The following is a 21,145-nucleotide window of genomic DNA, read 5'->3' as shown; positions in this document are numbered from 1 at the left end:
TGATAATCACTACATTCATACCGTTGTAAAGGCTGGTAGGAGTGGTCAGAGATTGCTTGCGTCCACTTTGTGGTTCCCAGAATACGGGCTCCATACCGCGGGTCGTGTTCGCAAAGACACGATCAGCACACCGCACCTTCGGGGCGGACAACAGAACACACGCATGACGTGTGACCCAGATTTGACCACCACCAAGCCTTCGGCTGGTGGGTGTGTCTGAGAGGGTTACGGCGGCCATAGCGAGAGGGAAACGCCCGGTCACATTCCGAACCCGGAAGCTAAGACTCTCAGCGCCGATGGTACTGCAGGGGGGACCCTGTGGGAGAGTAGGACACCGCCGGACACCAATTCACGATGGCCACCCAGAAATGGGTGGCCATCGCTGTTTAACCAGAGGTTCTCCACGAGAGCCGCTAGCCGCTCGACGCGGCGCCGTGAGGAGTGACGATGTCCGAGGACCGCACGTCCGGAAGCGAGAGCGTCGAGCTCGGCGATCGCCTCGACGACATCGAGCAGTCGCCCCTGGCATTGCGGGCGGCCGCCTATGCGGAACTGCAGGAGCAGCTCCGGGTCCGGCTCGAGGGTGGGGACTCCTCCCGATGAGCGACATCGAGGATCAGCGACTCGACACGGCACTCGCGACGAGAGGCATCGCCCGGTCGCGAGTGCACGCGGCGCGCATGATCGCCGACGGTGTCGTCACTGTGGACGGAGCGCCGGCGCTGAAGCCGTCGATCCGCGTGCGTCCGGAGCAGGACATCGCTGTCGCCTCGCTGGACCACTACGTCAGCCGGGCGGCTCACAAGCTGATCGCCGCGCTGGACGCCTTCCCCACCGTGAAGATCGACGGCGCGAACGCCCTGGATGTCGGCGCTTCCACCGGCGGCTTCTCCCAGGTGCTCCTGGAACGCGGAGTCGCGTCGGTGATCGCGCTCGACGTCGGTCACGGGCAGCTGGCTCCGCGAATCCGCTCCGAGGAGCGAGTGCACGTCGTCGAGGGCTTCAACGCCCGGGAGATGACGGCGAGCTCGCTCGCAGCGGCCTCTCGAACGGATGACGTACCGGACCTGGTCGTCGCCGACGTCTCCTTCATCTCCCTGTCGATGGTGCTGCCGGCCGTCGCCGCCTCCGTCGCACCGAGCGCCGACTTCGTCGTCCTGGTCAAGCCGCAGTTCGAGGTGGGGCGACTCGGCATCAAGGAGGGCATCGTCCGCGATCCGGAGCTCCGGCGCGAGGCACTCTCGGACGTGCTCTGGTCCGCCTGGGACGCGGGACTCGGGGTGGCCGGTCTGATCGCCTCGCCGCTCCCGGGCGGCGCTGGGAATCAGGAGTATCTGGTGCACCTCCACCGCGACCGCGGAACGATTCCGACAGAATGGAGGGACGCGGTCACCGCGCTCACTCTCGGGTGACGCGATCGTGTCCGCCGCCGTCGATCGACCCGAAGGACACCCACTCGATGCAGTCCCCTCCTGGCGAGCGCAACATCCTCGTCATCGCCCACACCGGACGGGCGGACTCCCTCGAAGCGGCGATCCTCGTGGTCGGACGCCTCCGCGGGTCCGGTGCCCGGCCCGTGCTCTGCGCCGACGACAAGGGCGACATCGTCCGCACCGCACCCGAGCTCAGCGACGTGGAGGTCCTCGGTACCGACGTCACGCTGGAGGAGATCGAGCTGGTCTTCGTCCTCGGCGGGGACGGCACGATCCTGCGCGCGGCCGAGATCGTCCGGACCGGCACGGCTCCGCTGCTCGGGGTGAACCTCGGCCATGTCGGCTTCCTCGCCGAGAGCGAGCGGGACGACCTCGATGACGCGGTCGCGCGCGCACTCGACGGCGACTACGCCGTGGAGGAGCGGATGACGCTGCAGGTGCGCGTCAAGATCGACGACGCCGTCGTCTACGAGACCTGGGCGCTCAACGAGGCGACCGTCGAGAAGGGCAGCCGCGAGCGGATGCTCGAGGTGATGGTCGGCGTCGACGGCCGCCCGCTCTCCAGCTTCGGCTGCGACGGCATCGTCGTGTCGACGCCCACCGGCTCGACCGCCTACGCGTTCTCCGGCGGTGGTCCCGTCGTCTGGCCCACGCTCGAGGCGATGCTGCTCGTGCCGCTCAGTGCGCACGCCCTGTTCGCCCGCCCGCTCGTCGTGGGGCCGGACTCCAGCCTCGCCGTCGAGGTGAAGGAGCGCACCGACGGCGTCGGCGTGCTCTGGGCCGACGGCCGGCGCACCTACGAGCTGCCGCCCGGGGCGCGGGTGGTCTACCGCCGCTCGCCCGTGCCGGTGCGCTTCGCCCGCCTGCACGACGCCCCGTTCACCGATCGCCTGGTGCAGAAGTTCGGTCTCCCCATCCGCGGATGGCGGGGGTCGGCGGAGACGGAGTAGCCGCATGCTCGAGGAGCTGCAGATCCGCGACCTCGGCGTCATCGCCGAGGCGACCCTCCCGCTCGGACCGGGATTCACCGCCGTCACCGGCGAGACCGGTGCCGGCAAGACCATGGTCGTGACCGCCCTGGGCCTCGTGCTCGGCGCGCGCTCCGACGCGTCCGCCGTCCGCTCCGGCAGCAAGCAGGCCTGGGTGTCGGGCCGCTGGCTCGTGCCCGAGGAGGGCGCGGTCGCGGATCGCGTCCACGACGCCGGCGGCGACCTCGACGGCCCCGAGCTGCTGCTCGCCCGCTCGGTCTCGGCCGAGGGGCGCGGCCGCGCCGTCGTCGGCGGCCGCAGTGCTCCGGTCAGCGTGCTCAGCGAGCTGGCCGATCAACTCGTCGTGGTGCACGGGCAGTCGGACCAGATCCGGCTCCGCTCGGCGGCCGCGCAGCGCGACGCGCTCGACCGCTTCGGCGGGCCCGAGCTGGGGGAGGCCCTGCGCGACTACGCGAGCGCCTTCGAGCGCTGGCGGGCCAACCGCGAGGAGCTCGACGAGCTGACCACGGCGCGCGAGTCGCGGGCACGCGAGGCGGAGCGACTCCGCAGTGCGCTCGCCGAGATCGAGGTGGTCGCTCCGCAGCGCGGCGAGGACGTCGAGCTCTCGACGCAGTCCGAGCGGCTCGGCAGCATCGAGCAGCTGCGCATCGCCGCGGGGGAGGCCCGCGAGGCCGTGTCCTCGGAGGAGCTCGACGGCCGCGACGCCCTCGGTCTCGTCGAGATCGCCCGCCGGGTGCTCGAGCGCGCCGCGGAGCACGACGCGGCGCTCGAGCCGCTGACTCAGACCCTCGGTGAGGCGTCGGTGCTGCTCGGCGACGTCGCGGCCGGCCTCTCCTCCTACCTCGCCGAGCTCGACCTCGACGGCGCGCACGACCTCGAGCTGATCGAAAACCGCCGGGCGGAGCTCTCCGCGCTCGCGCGCACTTACGGGCCGACCCTCGACGACGTGCTCGACCTCGTCGACTCCTCCGGTCTGCGGCTGCTCGAGCTCGACGGAGACGACGAGCGGATCGCAGCCCTCGAGGCCGACACCGCCGCCGATGCCGATCTGGTCGAGCGGCTCGCCGACCGGCTGACCGAGCTGCGCACCGCGGCCGCCGTCGAGCTGGGCGCGCGGGTGAGCGACGAGCTGACCGCGCTGGCCATGGCCGATGCGCGTCTGCACGTGCAGGTCGGCAGCGCGAGCGAGCCGACGGTGCACGGACGCGACACGGTGGAGATGCTGCTGCAGCCGCACACCGGGGCCACTCCGCGCGCGCTCGCGAAGGGCGCCTCCGGGGGAGAGCTCTCGCGGGTGATGCTCGCGATCGAGGTGGTCGTTGCGGCCAACGACCCGGTGCCGACGTTCGTCTTCGACGAGGTCGATGCAGGCGTCGGCGGTGCGGCGGCGATCGAGATCGGTCGTCGGCTCGCGCGCCTCGCCGAGACGTCCCAGGTCATCGTGGTGACGCACCTGGCCCAGGTCGCGGCCTTCGCGACCAATCACCTGCGGGTCGAGAAGGGCTCGGACGGCTCGGTCACCTCGAGCGCGGTGACCCAGCTGGATCCCGAGCAGCGGGTGTCCGAGATGGCACGCCTGCTCTCCGGGCTGACGGACTCCGAGAACGCCCTGGCGCACGCGCGCGAGCTGCTCGAGTCGAGCCGCCGGCGCTGACCGCACGCGGTGCGTCGCCCGCCCCGACCGGTTCGAAATCGGCGGGGGCGGCGCCCGGAGCCGGTTCTGCTGTTACGGTGGAACCCCGTGGTGGACAATTCGAACTCGGGCCTTTCCTCTTCTTCTTCCGACACTTCTGCGGCCGGGCGCGACACCGCCCCTGCGAAGGTCACGAAGCACATCTTCGTCACGGGCGGGGTCGTCTCCTCGCTCGGCAAGGGCCTGACGGCCGCCAGCCTCGGCAACCTGCTCACCGCGCGCGGACTGCGCGTCGTGATGCAGAAGCTCGACCCGTACCTCAACGTCGATCCCGGGACGATGAACCCGTTCCAGCACGGCGAGGTCTTCGTGACCGACGACGGCGCGGAGACCGACCTCGACATCGGGCACTACGAGCGCTTCCTCGACATCAACCTGAACCAGGCGGCGAACGTCACCACCGGTCAGATCTACTCCCGGGTGATCGCCCGCGAGCGGGCCGGCGAGTACCTCGGCGACACGGTCCAGGTCATCCCGCACATCACCGACGAGATCAAGCGCCGCATGCGCCTGCAGGCCGAGGACGACCCGCAGCCCGACGTGATCATCACCGAGATCGGCGGCACCGTCGGCGACATCGAGTCGCAGCCCTTCATCGAGTCGGCCCGTCAGGTGCGCCACGAGCTCGGCCGCCGCAACGTCTTCTTCGTGCACGTGTCGCTCGTGCCGTTCATGGGGGCGTCCGGTGAGCAGAAGACCAAGCCGACCCAGCACTCCGTCGCCGCGCTGCGCTCGATCGGCATCCAGCCGGACGCGCTCGTGCTGCGCAGCGACCGGCCGGTGTCGGAGTCGAACAAGCGCAAGATCGCGCTGATGTGCGACGTCGACGAGCAGGCCGTGGTCAACGCCAAGGACGTCGCCTCGATCTACGAGATCCCGTCGATGCTCAACGAGCAGGGGCTCGACTCCTACATCATCGACCAGCTCGACCTGTCGGCCGGCGAGGTCGTCTGGGACGGCTGGTCGCAGCTGCTCGAGGCCGTGCACGAGCCCAAGCACGAGGTGACCATCGGCCTGGTCGGCAAGTACATCGACCTGCCCGACGCGTACCTCTCGGTCACCGAGGCGCTGCGGGCCGGCGGCTTCGCGCAGCAGACCAAGGTCGTCCTGCGCTGGATCGCGTCCGACGGACTCGAGGACCCGGAGGCGGCCGCGAAGGCGCTCTCCGAGCTCGACGGCATCTGCGTCCCCGGCGGCTTCGGCATCCGCGGCATCGAGGGCAAGCTCGGCGCGCTGCGCTTCGCCCGGGAGAACGGCATCCCGACGCTGGGCCTGTGCCTGGGGCTGCAGTGCATGGTGATCGAGTACGCGCGCAACGAGGCCGGGCTCGAGGGCGCATCGTCCTCCGAGTTCGACCCGGAGACCGAGTTCCCCGTCATCGCGACGATGGCCGAGCAGGTCGAGATCCTCGCCGCCGGCGACATGGGCGGCACGATGCGCCTGGGTCTCTACACCGCCGATCTCGCCGAGGGCTCGATCGTCGCCGAGGTCTACGGAGCGCCGCAGGCCGCGGAGCGCCACCGCCACCGCTACGAGGTGAACAACGGCTACCGCGACCGCATCGCCGAAGCCGGCCTCTGGTTCTCGGGGACGTCCCCGGACGGCAGCCTCGTCGAGTACGTCGAGCTGCCGCGGGAGAAGCACCCGTTCTACGTCGGCACGCAGGCGCACCCCGAGCTGCGCTCGCGGCCGAACAACGCGCACCCGCTCTTCAAGGGGCTCGTGACCGCGGCGCTCGAGCGCCAGGAGGCGTCGCGGCTGTTCCCGGCGTCGGAGGCCGGCTCCGATGACTGACGCGACCGACTCCGTGCCCTCGGACGCGCTGCTCTCGGACGAGCTCGTCGAGCCCGAGATCCTCACCAGCGAGCGCGTCTTCGACGGCATGGTCTGGGGCGTCCGCGCCGAGACCTTCCGCTACGGCGACGGCGAGCTGCGCCGCGAGTTCCTCGACCACACGGGCGCCGTCGCGGTGCTCGCCCTGGACGACGAGGACCGCGTCGCGCTGATCAAGCAGTACCGCCACCCCGTGCGCACCCGCGAGTGGGAGATCCCGGCCGGCCTCCTCGACATCGAGGGGGAGGACGCCCTCATCGCCGCGCAGCGCGAGCTGGGGGAGGAGACCGACCTGCGGGCCGGCCGCTGGGACCTGCTCTCGGAGTTCGCCACCTCGCCCGGCGGCAGCGACGAGGTGATCCGCATCTACCTTGCGCGCGATCTCTCCGCCACCGACGCCGCCTTCGAGCGCGAGGCGGAGGAGGCCGACATGGAGCTGCGCTGGGTCGCGCTCGATGAGGCCGTCGACGCCGTGCTCGCACGGCGGGTGCAGAACCCGTCCCTCTGCCTCGCGGTGCTCGCGGCGCACGCCTTCCGCGCGCGCGGCTGGGCCGGCCTCGGCGACGCCTCGGCGCCGTGGACGCGGCACCCGCGGGTCCGCCGGGGGTGACTCCGGCCGCGATCGCCGACGCCTTCCTCCGGCAGGCGAGCGTCGAGCGCGGACTGTCGGCGCACACCATCGCGGCCTACCGGCGCGATCTGGGGCTGTATCTCGGCTGGCTCGAGGAGCGCGGGGTCACCGATCTCGCGGCGCTCCGGCGCTCGGACGTGGGGGACTTCGCGTCCTGGCTCGCGGCGCGGGCCGAACGGCCGCTGGCGGCGAGCTCGCGGGCGCGGATCCTCTCGAGCGTGCGTGGGCTGCACCGCTTCGCGCTGGAGGAGGGGCACGTCGCCGACGACGTCGCCCACGACGTGCTGCCGCCCAAGCTCCCGATGACGCTGCCCAAGGCGATCACGGTCGAGCAGATGGCGTCGCTGCTCGAGGCGGCCCGGGGCGAGGAGCTGTCGGAGCTGCGCGATCGGGCGCTGCTGGAGCTGCTCTACGCCACCGGGGCGCGCATCTCGGAGGCGGTGGACCTGAGCGTCGACGACGTCTTCGACTCGGAGGTGGTGCGGCTGACCGGCAAGGGCTCGAAGCAGCGGATGGTGCCGCTCGGGAGCTTCGCGCGCGAGGCGGTGCAGGACTACCTGGTGCGGGCGCGGCCCGAGCTGTCGCGGCGCGGGCGGGCGACGCCGGCGCTCTTCCTCGGGGTGCGCGGGAGCCGCCTGTCGCGGCAGAGCGCGTGGCTGGTGATCCGCGCGGTCGCGGAGAAGGCGGGGCTCGATCGCGAGATCTCGCCGCACACGTTCCGGCACTCCTTCGCGACGCACCTGCTCGCGGGCGGGGCGGACGTGCGGGTGGTGCAGGAGCTGCTGGGGCACGCCTCGGTGGCGACGACGCAGATCTACACGCTGGTGACGGCGGACACGCTCCGCGACGTGTACACGACGGCGCACCCGCGGGCGCGGCGCTGAGGGGCGGGGCGGTTCATGGTGATCGAGTAGCCCGCGGAGCGGGCGTATCGAGATCCGGCGTTCGAAGGGGGTGGGTCTCGATACGCCGCTGCGCGGCTACTCGACCAGCATGGAGGGGGCCGCTGCGCGGCTACTCGACCGGCATGGAGGGGGCCGCTGCGCGGCTGCTCGACCAGCGTGGGCGGGGCGCCGCGGGGAGGGGCACGGTCGCCGGTACACTCGACGGAGGCCGCGCGGGAGCGCACGCCGACACGGGAAGCGAGGCGACGCAGGTGACACGCAAGACGGACGACAAGGCCGAGCTCACCGGTCTCGAAGCCCCGACGCTCGGCCCGACCGGCCGGCCCCTGCGCGACTTCCCGCTCCCGGTGGAGCTGACCGGGCACGGGCCCGCGCGCATCATCTCGCTCTGCAACCAGAAGGGCGGCGTCGGCAAGACGACGACGACCATCAACCTGGGCGCGACGCTCGCCGAGTACGGCCGCCGCGTGCTGGCCATCGACTTCGACCCGCAGGGCGCGCTGTCCGCCGGTCTCGGCGTCGCCACCTACGACGCGATCACGATCTACGACCTGCTGCTCGGCACCGTCAAGGACCCGAGCGAGGCGATCCGCCCGACCCGCGTCCCCGGCCTCGACATCATCCCCGCGAACATCGACCTGTCGGCCGCGGAGGTGCACCTCGTCAACGAGGTCGCGCGCGAGACGATCCTCGCCCGGGTGCTGCGCAAGGTCAGCGCCGACTACGACGTGATCCTGATCGACTGCCAGCCGTCGCTGGGCCTGCTCACCGTGAACGCGCTCACCGCGAGCCACGGCGTGCTCATCCCGCTCGAGTGCGAGTTCTTCGCGCTGCGCGGCGTCGCGCTGCTGATCGAGACGATCGACAAGGTCCGCGACCGGCTCAACCCGGTGATCGAGCTCGACGGCATCCTGCCGACCATGTACGACTCGCGCACGCTGCACTCGCGCGAGGTGCTCGACCGGGTGGTCGACGCCTTCGGCGACAGCGTGCTCGAGACCGTGATCGGGCGCACGGTGAAGTTCCCCGACGCGAGCGTGTCGGGGGTGCCGATCACCACGTTCGCGCCGGAGCACAACGCGGCGAAGGCGTACCGCAAGCTCGCCAGGGAGCTGATCTCGCGTGGCGCGGTCGCCTGAGGCGCTCCTGCTCGACCAGGAGGCGGACACCGCCCCCGTCTCCCGCGGCTTCACCGTCGCGCTGTCGAACTTCGAGGGGCCCTTCGACCTCCTGCTGAGCCTGATCGCCAAGCAGCAGGTCGACATCACCGAGATCGCGCTGAGCGCGGTGACGGACGAGTTCCTCTCCTACCTGCACGGCATCGACACGGCCGAGGGGCTCGACCGCGCCTCGGAGTTCCTGGTCGTCGCGGCGACCCTGCTCGATCTCAAGATCGCCGGGCTCCTGCCGCAGGGCGAGCTGGTCGACGCGGAGGACGCGGCGATGCTCGAGGCGCGCGACCTGCTCTTCGCCCGGCTCCTGCAGTACCGGGCCTTCAAGCAGGTGTCGGCGTGGTTCGCCGAGCGGATCGACGCCGAGACCGGCCGGCACGTGCGCCAGGTGCCGCTCGAGGAGGAGTTCCGCGCGAAGAAGCCGGAGCTGGTCTGGACGCTCTCGCCCGAGGACTTCGCGGCGCTCGCCGCCTTCGCGCTCGCGCCGCGCGAGATCCCGACCGTCGGGCTCGACCACCTGCACGCGCCGCTGATCAGCATCCGCGAGCAGGCCGCGTACATCGTGGCCGTGCTGCGCGAGCGGACGACGGCGACCTTCCGCGAGCTCGTCGCCGATGCGGACGAGAAGGGCGTGATCGTGGCGCGCTTCATCGCCGTGCTCGAGCTCTACCGGCACGCCGCGATCGCGTTCGAGCAGCCGGAGCCGCTCGGCGAGCTGACCCTGCAGTGGGTGGCGGAGAACTGGTCCGACGCGAGCCTCGCGCACCTGGGGGCCGACTATGACCAGTGAGCCCACGAGCGCCGACTCCACGACCGTCGCCGGTCCCGGCACCGTCGCGTTCGAGATCGACCGCGCCGTCGAGGCGATCCTGATGATCGCGGACGAGCCGCAGTCGCTCGCCGCGCTCGCCACGGCGCTCTCCCGGCCGATCCCGGTCGTCCGGCAGTCGGTCGAGCGGCTCGCCGCGGACTTCGACGGCGCCGACGGCGGCATCCGCCGCGGCTTCGAGCTGCGCGAGGTCGGCGGCGGCTGGCGGGTCTACGTGCGCCGGGAGTACGACTGCGTCGTCTCCGACTTCGTGCTGACCCAGAACCCGACCAAGCTGTCGCAGGCGGCCCTCGAGACGCTCGCGGTGATCGCCTACAAGCAGCCGATCTCGCGCGGCCAGGTCGCGCAGATCCGCGCGGTCAACGTCGACTCCGTCGCGCGCACCCTCCTCGGCCGCGGCCTGATCGCGGAGGTCGGCAGCGACCCCGAGACCGGCGCGGTCCTCTACGGCACCACCGAGCAATTGCTCGTCCATCTCGGCCTCGCCTCGCTCGACGAGCTGCCGAAGATCTCCCCCCTACTGAGCGACGGACGGAACGGATTCGATGAGCGCGCCTGAATTGCCCGAGGGCGAACGACTGCAGAAGGTCCTCGCGGCCGCGGGGGTCGCCTCCCGCCGCGTCGTCGAGGAGATGATCGTCGCGCGGCGGATCCGCGTGAACGGCGAGGTCGCGAGCGAGCTCGGCCGCCGCATCGACCCCGAGAACGACCGGATCGAGGTCGACGGCGTCGCCGTGCAGCTCGACACCTCGCGGCGCTACGTGATGCTGAACAAGCCGGTCGGCGTCGTCAGCTCGCTCTCGGACGAGAACGGCCGGCCGGACCTGCGGACCTACACGCAGAACTTCGAGGAGCGGCTGTTCAACGTCGGCCGCCTCGACTCCGAGACCTCGGGGCTCCTGGTGCTGACCAACGACGGCGAGCTGGCGCACGTGCTCGCGCACCCGTCGTTCGGGGTGACCAAGACCTACATCGCGAAGGTGCACGGGCAGGTGCTGCCGCAGACGATCGCGGCGCTGACCGCCGGCGTCGAGCTGGAGGACGGCACGGTCGCGGCCGACAAGGCGCGGCTGCTCGGCCGGCCGGAGGGGCGCTCGAACGCGTCGCTCGTCGAGATCACGCTGCACTCCGGGCGCAACCGCGTCGTCCGGCGGATGATGGCCGCGGTCGGGCATCCGGTGCTCGAGCTGGTGCGCCGGCAGTTCGGCCCGCTGCACCTGGGCTCGCTGCGCTCGGGCGACCTGCGCGACCTGACCCGCGACGAGCTGGGTGCGCTGCTGACCATCTCGCGGCAGGGCGGCGAGGCGCCGGTGGAGAAGCCGGAGCCGACGCGCCAGGCGAGCGCGGGCGCGCGGCGGCCGCGGCCGCAGACCGCGGACGACCGGGGGACCGAGGGGCGCGGGGAGCGGAGGACCGAGGAGCGCTCGGTGCGGCGCTCGGAGGAGCGGCCGGTGCGGCGGTCCGAGGAGCGGCCTGAGCGTCGCTCTGACGACCGGCCCGTGCGTCGTTCCGACGAGCGGCCTGAGCGGCGGTCGGAGGACCGTCCCGTGCGGCGGTCGGAGGACCGTCCCGTGCGCCGGTCGGAGGACCGACCTGAGCGCCGCTCGGACGATCGCCCCGTCCGTCGCTCCGAGGAGCGTCCCGAGCGTCTTGCCGACGACCGCGGCGAGCGTCGCTCGGACGAGCGCCGTCGTGACGAGCGGCCGCGCGAGCGTCCGTCCGATGCGCTGCGCGCCGACGACCGCGCGACGCCGCCGCAGGACCGGCGACGCCCCTCCGCGAACGGTGCCGAGCGGCCCGACTCCGGTGTGCGGCGCAGCGGCCAGGACAAGCGGCGTCGGCCTGATCGGTAGGCTGTCGGGGTGAACGAGCTCCTGCACCCCGCCCCGCCCGCGATGCGGACGACGGGGACGGTGCGGGTGGTCGGCTCCGGCCTGCTCGGCGCGTCGATCGGCCTGGGCCTCGCCTCGCGCGGGGTCGACGTCGTCCTCGACGACGCCTCACCCGCCAGCCTCTCGCTCGCCATCGACTACGGGGCCGGCCGCGCCGCGACCGCCGACGACCGGCCCGTGCTGATCGTGGTCTGCGTGCCGCCGGACGTCGTCGCCGGCGTCGTCGAGCGCGAGCTGGCCGCGTTCCCCGAGGCGGTCGTCACCGACGTGGCGAGCGTCAAGATGCAGCCGCTGCGCGAGCTGCGCGCCCGCGGCCTCGACCTCAGCCGCTACATCGGCTCGCACCCGATGGCCGGTCGCGAGCGCGGCGGCCCGGTCGCGGCCCGCGGCGACCTCTTCGTCGGCCGGCCCTGGGTGATCTGCCGCGACGGCGAGACGCCGCCCGAGGCGCTCGCCCGGGTCGAGGCGCTCGCGCTCGACCTCGGCGGCTCGATCATCGAGATGGGCCCGGAGGAGCACGACCGCTCGGTCGGCCTCGTCTCGCACGCGCCGCAGGTGATCTCCTCCCTGCTCGGGCAGCGTCTCGTCGACGCGCCGAACGACGCCCTGCGGCTCGCCGGCCAGGGCGTGCGCGACGTCTCGCGGCTCGCCGCCTCCGCTCCGGAGCTGTGGGTGCAGATCCTCGGCGCGAACCGCGAGCACGTGGTCGCCGTGCTGGACGCCTTCCGCGACGACGTCGCCGCGGTCGCCGACGCCCTGCGCGACCTCGACGCCCCCGGTGCCCGCCGCCTGCTCGCCGAGCACCTCGCCGCGGGCAACGCCGGCGTCGCCCGCCTGCCCGGCAAGCACGGCCAGGACCAGCGGTTCTCCACCCTGATCGTCCTCGTCGACGACACCCCGGGCACGCTCGCCCGGCTGTTCGTCGAGATCGGCGAGGCCGGGGTCAACTTGGAGGACGTGCGCCTCGAGCATGCGGAGGGGCGCCGCGTGGGCCTCGCCGAGATCTCGGTGGTGCCGGAGGCCGTCGGCCCGCTGACCGAGGAACTGACCGCACGCGGCTGGAGGATCGCCGGATGAGCACGGAGCAGAACAGGCAGGAGGGCGGCCTGAACCGGATGACGCCCGCGCGCCGCGCCCAGCAGAGCATCCCGGAGGACGGGGGAGCGGCGCCCGAGCGCGCGAGCGGCTCTCGCAGCGACGACGTGCCCGACTTCGGCGACGCCGTCGTCGTTGCGATCGACGGACCGGCCGGCAGCGGCAAGTCGAGCGTCTCGCGCGAGGCGGCCCGTCGGCTCGACTTCGAGTTCCTCGACACCGGCGCCGCGTACCGCGCGCTCGCCTGGCACGGCCTCGACACCGGGCTCGACTTCGCCGACGAGAACGCGATCGTCGACGCGCTCGACGGCTTCGACTACTCCATCGGCACCGACCCCGAGTCGTACTCGGTCTGGGTCGGCCGGACCGAGGTCACGGCCGCGATCCGCGAGCCCCGGGTGACAGGTCAGGTGTCCGCCGTGGCGAAGGTGCCGGAGGTGCGTCGGCGGATCACGCTGCTGTTCCGCCGCATCATCGGCGAGACCCGCAAGGCCGGCATCATCGTCGAGGGGCGCGACATCACGACGGTCGTGGCGCCGACCGCCGGGGTGCGGATCCTCCTGACGGCGAGCGAAGAGGCTAGGATGGCGAGGCGTTCGCGCGAAGTCACCACGCAATCCGCTGAAGCGACGGGTCAGGCACTGCGGTCCAGGGACCGCGCCGACTCCCAGGTGGTGGACTTCATGAACGCCGCAGACGGAGTCACTCTTCTCGACTCCACTCACCTCGACTTCGAGCAGACCGTCGATGCGGTCATCGCCGAGGTCCGAACTTCGAGAGCAAGGGCCGATCATGGCACAGGACACGCACGTCGGTGACGACGAGCTGAACTTCGGAGACGACGACCTCGTCGAGCGCCTCGGCGACCTCGACGAGCAGCTCGCCTCCTCGCGCGCCCAGGCGCTGCGCAGCGGACTCGAGGACTACGACCTCGACGAGGAGGACCGCGACCTCCTCGAGTACGCCAGCGAGGACCCCGACGAGATCCGCTACCTCCCGGCGCTGCCGGTCGTGGCGATCGTCGGCCGTCCCAACGTCGGCAAGTCGGCGCTGGTCAACCGCATCCTCGGCCGCCGCGAGGCCGTCGTCGAGGACACCCCCGGCGTCACCCGCGACCGCGTCTCGTACAAGGCCGACTGGCTCGACCGCCAGTTCACCGTCGTCGACACCGGCGGCTGGGAGCCCGATGCCCGCGGCATCGACGCCTCCGTCGCGATGCAGGCCGAGATCGCGATCGACCTCGCCGACGCCGTCATCTTCGTCGTCGACGCGAACGTCGGCGCGACGGCGACCGACGAGCACGTCGTGAAGCTGCTCCGCAAGACCAAGAAGCCGGTCTTCCTCGCGGCCAACAAGGTCGACGACGTGCGCCAGGAGCCGAACGCCGCCTCGCTGTGGTCGCTCGGCCTCGGTGAGCCGTACCCGGTCTCGGCCGTGCACGGCCGCGGCGTCGCCGACCTGCTCGACACGGTGCTGGAGAAGCTGCCGCTCGAGTCGCTCGTCGCCAAGCGCGAGGTCGGCGGCCCGCGCCGCGTCGCGATCCTCGGCCGCCCGAACGTCGGCAAGTCCAGCCTGCTGAACAAGGCCGCGGGGGAGGAGCGGGTCGTCGTCAACGAGCTGGCCGGCACCACCCGCGACCCGGTCGACGAGCAGGTCGAGATCGCCGGCAAGATCTGGCGCTTCGTCGACACCGCCGGCATCCGCCGCCGCGTGCACCTGCAGCAGGGCGCCGACTTCTACGCGTCGCTGCGCACCTCGACCGCGCTCGAGAAGGCGGAGGTCGCGGTCGTCGTGATCGACGTCTCCGAGCCGATCTCGGAGCAGGACGTCCGCATCATCGACCTGGTGCTCGAGTCGGGCCGCGCGCTCGTGCTCGCCTTCAACAAGTGGGACCTCCTCGACGACGAGCGCCGCCGCTACCTCGAGCGCGAGATCGAGAAGGACCTCGCGCACGTGGCGTGGGCGCCGCGCGTCAACATCTCGGCGAAGACCGGGCGTCACCTCGAGAAGCTGGTGCCCGCGCTCGAGCTCGCCCTCGAGTCCTGGGACACCCGCATCCCGACCGGCAAGTTCAACGCGTTCCTCGCCGAGCTCACCGCGGCGCACCCGCACCCCCTGCGCGGCGGCAAGCAGCCCCGCGTGCTGTTCGGCACCCAGGCGTCCTCGCGCCCGCCGACATTCGTGCTCTTCACCACCGGCTTCCTCGACCCGGGCTACCGCCGCTACATCGCGCGCCGCCTGCGCGAGATCTACGGCTTCCAGGGCTCGCCGGTGAATGTCAACATGCGCGTGCGGGAGAAGCGCGCGCGCTGACGCCTTCTGACGCGCGCGGCTTCGGCTCGTCGTTCTGCGTCCGGCTCGCGGGGATCCTCGGATCCCGCGAGCCGGACGCGTTTCTGCGTGCCGGAGGCGTGGGCGGGGCGGGGTTCGGCTCGTGGTTCGGGCTCGGGCTCGTCGGATGCGCCGGTTTCGGCGAGCCGGACGTACTTCTGCGTGCCAGAGGTGCGGTCGGGGGAGCTTCGGCACGGGATTCGCGTTCGGGTTCGCGGAATTCGGCGGGTCCCGCGTGCCGGACGTGATTCTGCGCGCCGGAGGTACGGCGCCGGGGCTGCTGACGGTGGGTGGGTCTCGATACGCCCCTCCGGGGCTACTCGACCAGCATGAGCGCAGGCGTCTCTTCCCAGTACATCCGCCGCTGCCCGCGCATCCGGCGATCGATCGGTCACGAACGGTCGTGCTCCGCGCGCCGACCCGACCACTCGTGACGGATCAGTCCTGCGTGGCGAACGGCCACCAGGACGGCAGCAGCCGCCGGTACGCCGCGAGGTAGGTCTCGGGAGTGCGCGGCTCGGGGAGCCGCAGCCACGCCTCCATCAGGCCGGTCGAACCGGCGGCGAGGAAGGAGGCGGTGCCGTCCGCGAGGAACGCGGTGATGTCGTCGCCGTCGGGCAGCTGCAGCGTCCCGGTCTCGAGCGTCGCGAGGACGGCCGCGCGGAAGTGCAGCGCGAGCATCGCCCGGACACCCGAGTCGCCGCCGGGAGCGTCGAACGCGCGCAAGTAGAGGTCGCGGCGCGACTCGAGGTGACCGAGGATCCGCGCCGTGCCCTGGCGGATGGTCGAGTCGGTCGCCGCTCCGGCTCGGAGGGTGTCGAGATACTCGTCGCGGATCGTGTCGAGCTCGTCGGCGAGTGCCGCACAGAGCAACTCGGCGGCCGAGGTCGCGTGCGCGTAGAAGGTGGAACGGTTGACGCCGGCACGGTCGGTGATCTCGGAGACCGTGAGGCTGGAGACGTCTCTGGCAGTCGCCAGATCGATGATGGCTCGGTGCAGGGCCACCTGCGATCGCTTCTGCCGCGCGTCCACTGCTGCTGCCTCCTGTAGGGCGCTCGCTCCGGTCCGCCCGGCGCGCACTGCCTCAGCGATTCTACGGGCGCCGAGCGTCGGTCGTTTTCACTCTCGGCCCCGCGATCCGCTAAGGTAGTCGAGTTGCCCGGGCCTCGGTCCGGACTGCCACGGGCTGTGGCGCAGCTTGGTAGCGCACTTGACTGGGGGTCAAGGGGTCGCAGGTTCAAATCCTGTCAGCCCGACAGAAAGCCCTGATGAGACCTCCGTTCGCGGACTGGTCCTCATCAGGGCTTCGTCGTTTCTCCGGCAGCTCTTCAGCGAGACGAGCTGCTCAGTGCAGCAGTGCCGCGACCTCCGCGAAGGCCGCCTCCCGCCGAGCCACTCGCGCCTCCCGCTCGAGCGGGTCCTTCGTGAAGAGGGCCTGCGGGGACGGGTGGAACGTGCGCACGACGGCCAGGCCGCGCTCGCGCTCGATGCCCGGGTGCAGGCGGAGCAGGCGGCGCCAGCCGTGGTCGGCGTCGGCGCCCTGCAGCAGGACGACCTCGATGCTCGGTGCGAGGTCGAGCAGGTGCAGGACGGTCGGGATCCCCGCGTCGAGCTGCTCCACGGTCGGTGCCTTGCCGATGTACCAGGGGTAGGCGTTCCACTGCAGGAGATCGAACGGCGTGAGTCCGACGTCCGTGATGAGGCGCGACATCAGCTCGGCGGAGCCGTCGTCGTTCTCCGTGCAGAGGAACCCGCTGCCCGCGCCGTCCCGGGTGCCGGGGCCGGGGTCGCGCAGGATGCTGAGCACCCGCGCCTCGGTGCCGCCGTGCAGGGGAGCGATGTAGGGGAGCCAGCCGCGGTCGTACGGGTTCCGCAGCTCGTCGATCCAGCGGTTGATCGGGGCGACGTGGGGCGCATAGCGCTGCTCCCACTGCTGGCGGCGGAAGTCGAGGTCGGCCATGGCGCGGGGCATGACTGCACCCTAGACCTCGGGTGCACGCCACGATCGGGCTGGTCTGGCGGACTCGAGGACGGCCCAGGCGAGACCGGAGGAGAGCAGGCAGGAGATCAGCAGGGCGCCGGAGAGGGTCAGCAGGACACGGAGTGCATCGTTCCCCTGGCCGTGGAGCGCAAGGCTGAAGGCGGCGCCGGCCACCGGCAGCATGGTGAGCGCGAGCGCCGCGAAAACCCGGCCGAGAAGCAGATCCGAGAAGGCGCGTGATCCGACTCCGGCGAGCGCAGCGCTCGTGCAGCAGAGTGCGAGAGGAAGGACTGCGAGCACACCCCAGCCGATCCCGTGCAAGTACACCGAGGCACAGAGAACGACGGCGGGCAGCGACACGGCCGACGAGATGAGGGCGTGAAGGCCGACACCGGCGAATCCGGCTCGGGCGATCGAGACGTCCGCGAGCGGGAGGTGCTGGTGGTCGAGGTCCTGCGCGGTCGCCTGAGACGGACCCGGAAGCGCGAGGATCAGCACGAGGAGAAGTCCGCCCCACGGCATCGGCACGCTGTCCCGCAACAGGCTGGAGAGCACCGCCACGGCGAGGAGGGCGAGCGCAGTGCGGGGCTCCTGCCAGCGCCGGCGCCGAGTCTGCGCCAGGTGACTCGCGAGGACCGCGCCGACCGCGGAGTCGGGCCATCGCGTCCATGAGGGACGGCCGACGGCGTAGCCCCGGCCGGCAAGAGTCCGGTTCGACGCGCCGGAGAGGACCCGGGTGAGCTGGTTCGCGAGGATGCTCTCCTCGACCGCGGGTTCGACGAAGATTCCGGCTCGCCGGACGAGCAGGCCGACGGCGACGCTCGACAGCAGGAGAACGCCGATGGTGGCGGAGGCGTGCGCGAGTCCGCTCGCCTCGGGCGCGAGGATCACCTCGAAGAGGAGACCGGCGGCGCTCATCGCGGCCGACCCGATGGAGTCCTCGCCCACGAGCAGCGACTGCACCCCGAGGGCGATCCAGACCGCGCCCGCGGCGAGGACGCAGGTCAGCCCGATCCGGCGCCGCCCCGGCCGGGCGATTCTTCCGAGGAGATGGCTGGTCAACGACGTCGCCCGGATCAGGAGGAGGACGGCCGTCATCGCGCACCCCGAGAGCACGCCCCACGCGACCGGCTCTCCGCGGAGAAGCAGCGCCGTCGCCGACGCCGTGGAGGCACTGACGAACGCGATCGCCGCGGTCCCGACCGCATGCACCACCACGACGATCCGCGGACCACTCGGGCTCTGCAGCACCCAGGACACGTCCGCGGGCTGCAACCGCAGCGGCGAACCCCGCTGCGCTGTCAGTGACACCAGGATCAGAGAGAGACCGAGGACGAATCCCGCGATCCGCGTGGAGGGCGCCTCCGTCGGAGACCCGCCGGCACCACCCTGAACCAGGAGCCAGACGCCGCCCGACGCAGCGATCACGAGGACGACGATCGCGAGGGGATTCGTCACGAGGGCCGTGGTGCTGCGGATGCGGATCCGCAGGTAAGCCCGAGAGAGAGCGAGCACTCCTGCAAGGGGAAGACGCCGCGTTCGTTCAGTCGTCGTCATCGCGAAGAGCTCCCACGACACGGAGATAGACGTCCTCCAGAGGCGGCTGCCCCTCGAGATCGTCGCGCCCGAGACGCGCGATGTGCGCGATCCTCCCGGCGTGCAGGATCACCGCTCGATCGGCGATGCGCTCCAGCTCGGTCAGCCCGTGCATGGAGAGCAGCACGCCGCAGCCTTCCTCGGCCAGCCGCCGGACCTCGTTCCGGAGCTCGCGCACCGAGACGGCATCGAGGCCGTTGAACGGCTCGTCCAGCAAGAGGAGCCCGGCGCCCTTCAGCAGCGCAAGAACGAGAGCGAGCTTGCGGCGCATCCCCTGCGAGAGCTGATGGGGGAGGAGGTCGTGCTTGTCGCTCAGTCCGTAGCGCTCGAGGAGCGACGGTCCGAGCGACTCGTTCCGGGGTGAGCCGCTCAGCCGCTCGATCAGCCGGACGTGCTCCACAACGCTCAGACCCGGGTACAGGTCCGGTTCCTCCGGCATGAGGCTGAGGGCTCGTCGAGCCTCGGTCGTGCCGATCGCGTGACCGAGGACGAGGGCACTGCCATGCGAGGGCTCGTACAGTCCGGCGAGGGTGCGCATGAGGGTGGTCTTCCCGGCGCCGTTGGGTCCGACGAGTCCGACCACCTCGCCTGCGTCGATCGTGAAGGAGACGTCGCGGAGCACATCGACTGAGCCCATGCGCTTCCCGAGGCTTCGGACGTCGAGGAGCAGGCGAGGAGTGTCGTTGTCAGGCATCGGTGGCCAGCCAGCGGGAGAGATCGCCACCGGCCCGCTCGATCGCCTCCCGCAACGGATCGAGGCCGCCCTCTTTCAGAAGCGCTGCGAGCATCTTCCGGATATCGGGAGATCCGCTCGCGGCGGCCCTCTCGACTGCCCGACGGACTGCGGGGTCGTACTGCACCGCTCGTCGATGACGAATGAGCCGTTGAAGGAAGGGTCGTGCGGTGGTGCTCGCATCCCAGCCGCGCTCGTCGCCGAATGCCTGGATCACACGTCCGGTGCTGTCACCCGGCGCGAGGCACGCGGCGTAGGCGAAGGCGACGTGCAGCGCCGACACAGGCTCACTCTGCTGCTGGGCCACCTGTCCGGCGATGGTCATCACCCTGCGGAACTCTGCTGCGCGATTCACGCTCCACCTCCTCGACGTCATCGAGGAGCGTAGGTTCGCGCCCACCACAAGACAAGAGGAATCCTCGAAGTGGCGCATTGCACACGATCTGACGGGCTGCCGGCCTCGCGCCGTGGTCTACTTCGCGAGCTGTCCGAGCTTCGCGTGGGAGCGGGAGTAGGCGAAGTAGATCGCGAAGCCGATGGCCAGCCAGATCAGGAAGCGCAGCCAGGTCTCGATGGAGAGGTTGAGCATCAGGTAGGTGCAGATCAGGGCGGAGAGGCCGGGCAGCCAGGGGTTGAGCGGGACGCGGAAGCCGCGCTTGAGCTCGGGGCGCTTGCGGCGGAGGACGATGACGCCGACGGAGACCAGGACGAAGGCGGAGAGGGTGCCGATGTTGACCATCTCCTCGAGGACGCCGATCGGGGTCAGGCCGGCCAGCAGGGCGACGATGATCGTGACGACGACGGAGGTGACCCAGGGGGTGCGCAGGCGCGGGTGGACCTTCGCCAGGCGCTGGGGGAGCAGGCCGTCGCGCGACATCGCGAAGATGATGCGGGTCGCTCCGATGAGCAGGGTCAGCACGACGGTGGTGAGGCCGGCGACGGCGCCGGCGGAGATGACCGTCGCCATCCAGGTCTGGCCGTGATACGCGAAGGCGTTGGCGAGGGCGGCGGAGGGGTCGAGCTCGCGGTAGGGGACCATGCCGGTGACGACCAGGGCGACGGCGCAGTAGAGCACGGTGCAGATGATCAGCGAGGCGATGATGCCGATGGGCATGTCGCGCTGCGGGTTGCGGGTCTCCTCGGCGGTGGTCGCGACGACGTCGAAGCCGATGTAGGCGAAGAAGACCAGCGAGGCGCCGGCGATGATGCCGCCGACTCCGAAGGTCGCCGGCTCGATGCCGGAGAGGAACTGCAGCAGCGGCTGGGCGAGACCGGACGCGGCCTGCGACGCCTCCGCGGGCGGGATGAACGGCGAGTAGTTGCTCGCGTTGATGAACTGCAGCCCGGCGATGATGACGAACAGCACGATGAAGAGCTTCACGGCGACCAGCACCAGGTTGACGCGCAGGGACTCCTTGATGCCGAAGGTCATCAGGGCGCCGAGCACGAGCACCAGCAGGATCGCGGGGACGTCGACCACGCCGCCGTAGGAGATCGCCGCCGGCAGGACGATGCCGAGCTGCCCGAGGAACGAGCCGAGATAGGCGCTCCAGCCCTGGGCGACCACGCTCGCCCCGAGGAACAGCTCGAGGATCAGATCCCAGCCGATGATCCAGGCGAAGAGCTCGCCGAGCGAGGCGTAGGAGAACGTGTAGGCGGAGCCGGAGACCGGCACGGTGGAGGCGAACTCCGCGTAGCACATGGCCGCGAGCGCGCAGGCGAAGGCGGCGACGACGAAGCTCAGCACGATCGCGGGGCCGGCGATGTCGTGCGCGGCGCGGCCGGTGAGCGTGAAGATGCCGGCGCCGATCACGACGCCGACGCCGAAGACGGTGAGGTCGAGGGCGCTCAGCGACTTCTTGAGGCGGGTCTCGGGCTCGTCGGTGTCGGCGATGGACTGCTCGACGGACTTGGTGCGGAGGAGGCTCACGGTGGTTCTCTCTGGTGAGGTGACGCGGTGTGCGGCGGGTCGCGATGCGACGGCACTCCGGGAGGATAGCGGCGCGGCGGGCCCGTGCGGCAGCCCTCGCGC

At 71.4% G+C, this 21,145-nt stretch carries 19 protein-coding genes, 1 tRNA gene, 1 rRNA gene and 1 pseudogene; 16 read left to right on the top strand and 6 right to left on the bottom strand.

All coding sequences use genetic code 11. The annotated features are described in order from the left end of the window. The first annotated feature begins 226 nt into the window (after positions 1-226). The 15 genes and pseudogenes from rrf (at position 227) to der (ending at position 14,785) form a co-directional block, all read left to right on the top strand. A 5S ribosomal RNA gene (rrf, locus tag EDF22_RS20230) occupies positions 227-343 on the top strand. Between the two features lie 104 nt (positions 344-447). Further along, complete coding sequence (locus EDF22_RS21035; RefSeq protein WP_185039185.1) at positions 448-603, top strand: hypothetical protein; 156 nt, start codon at positions 448-450, stop codon at positions 601-603. After that, positions 600-1,412 carry a TlyA family RNA methyltransferase gene (locus tag EDF22_RS20225; protein ID WP_123706609.1) on the top strand — a complete coding sequence of 271 codons (813 nt, stop codon included), beginning with the start codon at positions 600-602 and terminating at the stop codon, positions 1,410-1,412. Before EDF22_RS21035 ends, EDF22_RS20225 begins: the two co-directional genes overlap by 4 nt. Positions 1,413-1,459: 47 nt before the next feature. Then, positions 1,460-2,383: an NAD kinase gene (locus EDF22_RS20220; protein ID WP_123706608.1), complete on the top strand. Its 924-nt coding sequence runs from the start codon at positions 1,460-1,462 to the stop codon at positions 2,381-2,383. 4 nt (positions 2,384-2,387) lie between these two features. Further along, entirely contained in the window at positions 2,388-4,076 is a 1,689-nt protein-coding gene (gene recN, locus EDF22_RS20215; protein WP_123706607.1) for a DNA repair protein RecN, read from the top strand. Positions 4,077-4,145: 69 nt separating this feature from the next. Then, positions 4,146-5,909 (top strand): CTP synthase, encoded by a 1,764-nt coding sequence (locus EDF22_RS20210; RefSeq protein WP_185019975.1) that lies wholly within the window; start codon positions 4,146-4,148, stop codon positions 5,907-5,909. Continuing rightward, entirely contained in the window at positions 5,902-6,558 is a 657-nt protein-coding gene (locus tag EDF22_RS20205; RefSeq protein WP_123706606.1) for an NUDIX hydrolase, read from the top strand. The genes EDF22_RS20210 and EDF22_RS20205 overlap by 8 nt, the downstream gene beginning before the upstream one ends. Then, a complete protein-coding gene (xerD, locus tag EDF22_RS20200; protein WP_123706618.1) occupies positions 6,555-7,463 on the top strand; it encodes a site-specific tyrosine recombinase XerD in 909 nt (302 codons plus the stop codon). The genes EDF22_RS20205 and xerD overlap by 4 nt, the downstream gene beginning before the upstream one ends. A 272-nt stretch (positions 7,464-7,735) precedes the next feature. Next, entirely contained in the window at positions 7,736-8,623 is an 888-nt protein-coding gene (locus EDF22_RS20195) for a ParA family protein (RefSeq protein ID WP_123446039.1), read from the top strand. Then, the gene (locus tag EDF22_RS20190; RefSeq protein WP_123706605.1) at positions 8,607-9,446 is read left to right on the top strand and encodes a ScpA family protein; all 840 of its coding nucleotides are present in this window, start codon (positions 8,607-8,609) and stop codon (positions 9,444-9,446) included. Before EDF22_RS20195 ends, EDF22_RS20190 begins: the two co-directional genes overlap by 17 nt. Then, positions 9,436-10,044, top strand: coding sequence for an SMC-Scp complex subunit ScpB (locus EDF22_RS20185; RefSeq protein ID WP_123706604.1), 609 nt, complete (start codon positions 9,436-9,438; stop codon positions 10,042-10,044). Before EDF22_RS20190 ends, EDF22_RS20185 begins: the two co-directional genes overlap by 11 nt. Next, positions 10,031-10,795: pseudogene (locus tag EDF22_RS21410) on the top strand (pseudouridine synthase); the annotation flags it as partial. The gene EDF22_RS20185 and the pseudogene EDF22_RS21410, both read left to right, overlap by 14 nt. 585 nt (positions 10,796-11,380) lie before the next feature. Next, a complete protein-coding gene (locus EDF22_RS20175; protein ID WP_123706617.1) occupies positions 11,381-12,454 on the top strand; it encodes a prephenate dehydrogenase in 1,074 nt (357 codons plus the stop codon). Further along, positions 12,451-13,290: a (d)CMP kinase gene (gene cmk / locus EDF22_RS20170; protein WP_260300665.1), complete on the top strand. Its 840-nt coding sequence runs from the start codon at positions 12,451-12,453 to the stop codon at positions 13,288-13,290. The genes EDF22_RS20175 and cmk overlap by 4 nt, the downstream gene beginning before the upstream one ends. Beyond that, entirely contained in the window at positions 13,265-14,785 is a 1,521-nt protein-coding gene (gene der, locus EDF22_RS20165; RefSeq protein WP_123706602.1) for a ribosome biogenesis GTPase Der, read from the top strand. Before cmk ends, der begins: the two co-directional genes overlap by 26 nt. Positions 14,786-15,241: 456 nt before the next feature. Here the strand turns inward: der and EDF22_RS20160 are convergent, their stop codons facing one another. Continuing rightward, complete coding sequence (locus EDF22_RS20160; RefSeq protein ID WP_148059256.1) at positions 15,242-15,808, bottom strand: TetR family transcriptional regulator; 567 nt, start codon at positions 15,806-15,808, stop codon at positions 15,242-15,244. 177 nt (positions 15,809-15,985) lie between these two features. Between EDF22_RS20160 and EDF22_RS20155 the strand changes: the two genes are divergently transcribed. After that, positions 15,986-16,059, top strand: a tRNA-Pro gene (locus tag EDF22_RS20155). Between the two features lie 89 nt (positions 16,060-16,148). On the opposite strand, the gene EDF22_RS20150 is transcribed toward EDF22_RS20155, so the two are convergent. The 5 genes from EDF22_RS20150 to EDF22_RS20130 form a co-directional block, all read right to left on the bottom strand. After that, a complete protein-coding gene (locus tag EDF22_RS20150) occupies positions 16,149-16,775 on the bottom strand; it encodes a uracil-DNA glycosylase (protein ID WP_123706600.1) in 627 nt (208 codons plus the stop codon). Between the two features lie 9 nt (positions 16,776-16,784). Then, a complete protein-coding gene (locus EDF22_RS20145) occupies positions 16,785-18,299 on the bottom strand; it encodes a hypothetical protein (protein ID WP_123706599.1) in 1,515 nt (504 codons plus the stop codon). A 28-nt stretch (positions 18,300-18,327) separates the two neighbouring features. Continuing rightward, on the bottom strand, positions 18,328-19,017 hold the full coding sequence (locus tag EDF22_RS20140; RefSeq protein ID WP_185020440.1) for an ABC transporter ATP-binding protein: 690 nt from the start codon (positions 19,015-19,017) through the stop codon (positions 18,328-18,330). A 49-nt stretch (positions 19,018-19,066) separates the two neighbouring features. Beyond that, positions 19,067-19,468, bottom strand: coding sequence for a hypothetical protein (locus tag EDF22_RS20135; RefSeq protein WP_148059255.1), 402 nt, complete (start codon positions 19,466-19,468; stop codon positions 19,067-19,069). A gap of 117 nt (positions 19,469-19,585) precedes the next feature. Beyond that, complete coding sequence (locus EDF22_RS20130) at positions 19,586-21,043, bottom strand: amino acid permease (protein WP_123706596.1); 1,458 nt, start codon at positions 21,041-21,043, stop codon at positions 19,586-19,588. Positions 21,044-21,145: the final 102 nt, after the last annotated feature.

Origin of the sequence: Rathayibacter sp. PhB127, assembly GCF_003751665.1 — a bacterium.
Lineage (GTDB): Bacteria > Actinomycetota > Actinomycetes > Actinomycetales > Microbacteriaceae > Rathayibacter > Rathayibacter festucae.
This window is presented reverse-complemented; position numbering and strand designations above follow the sequence as displayed.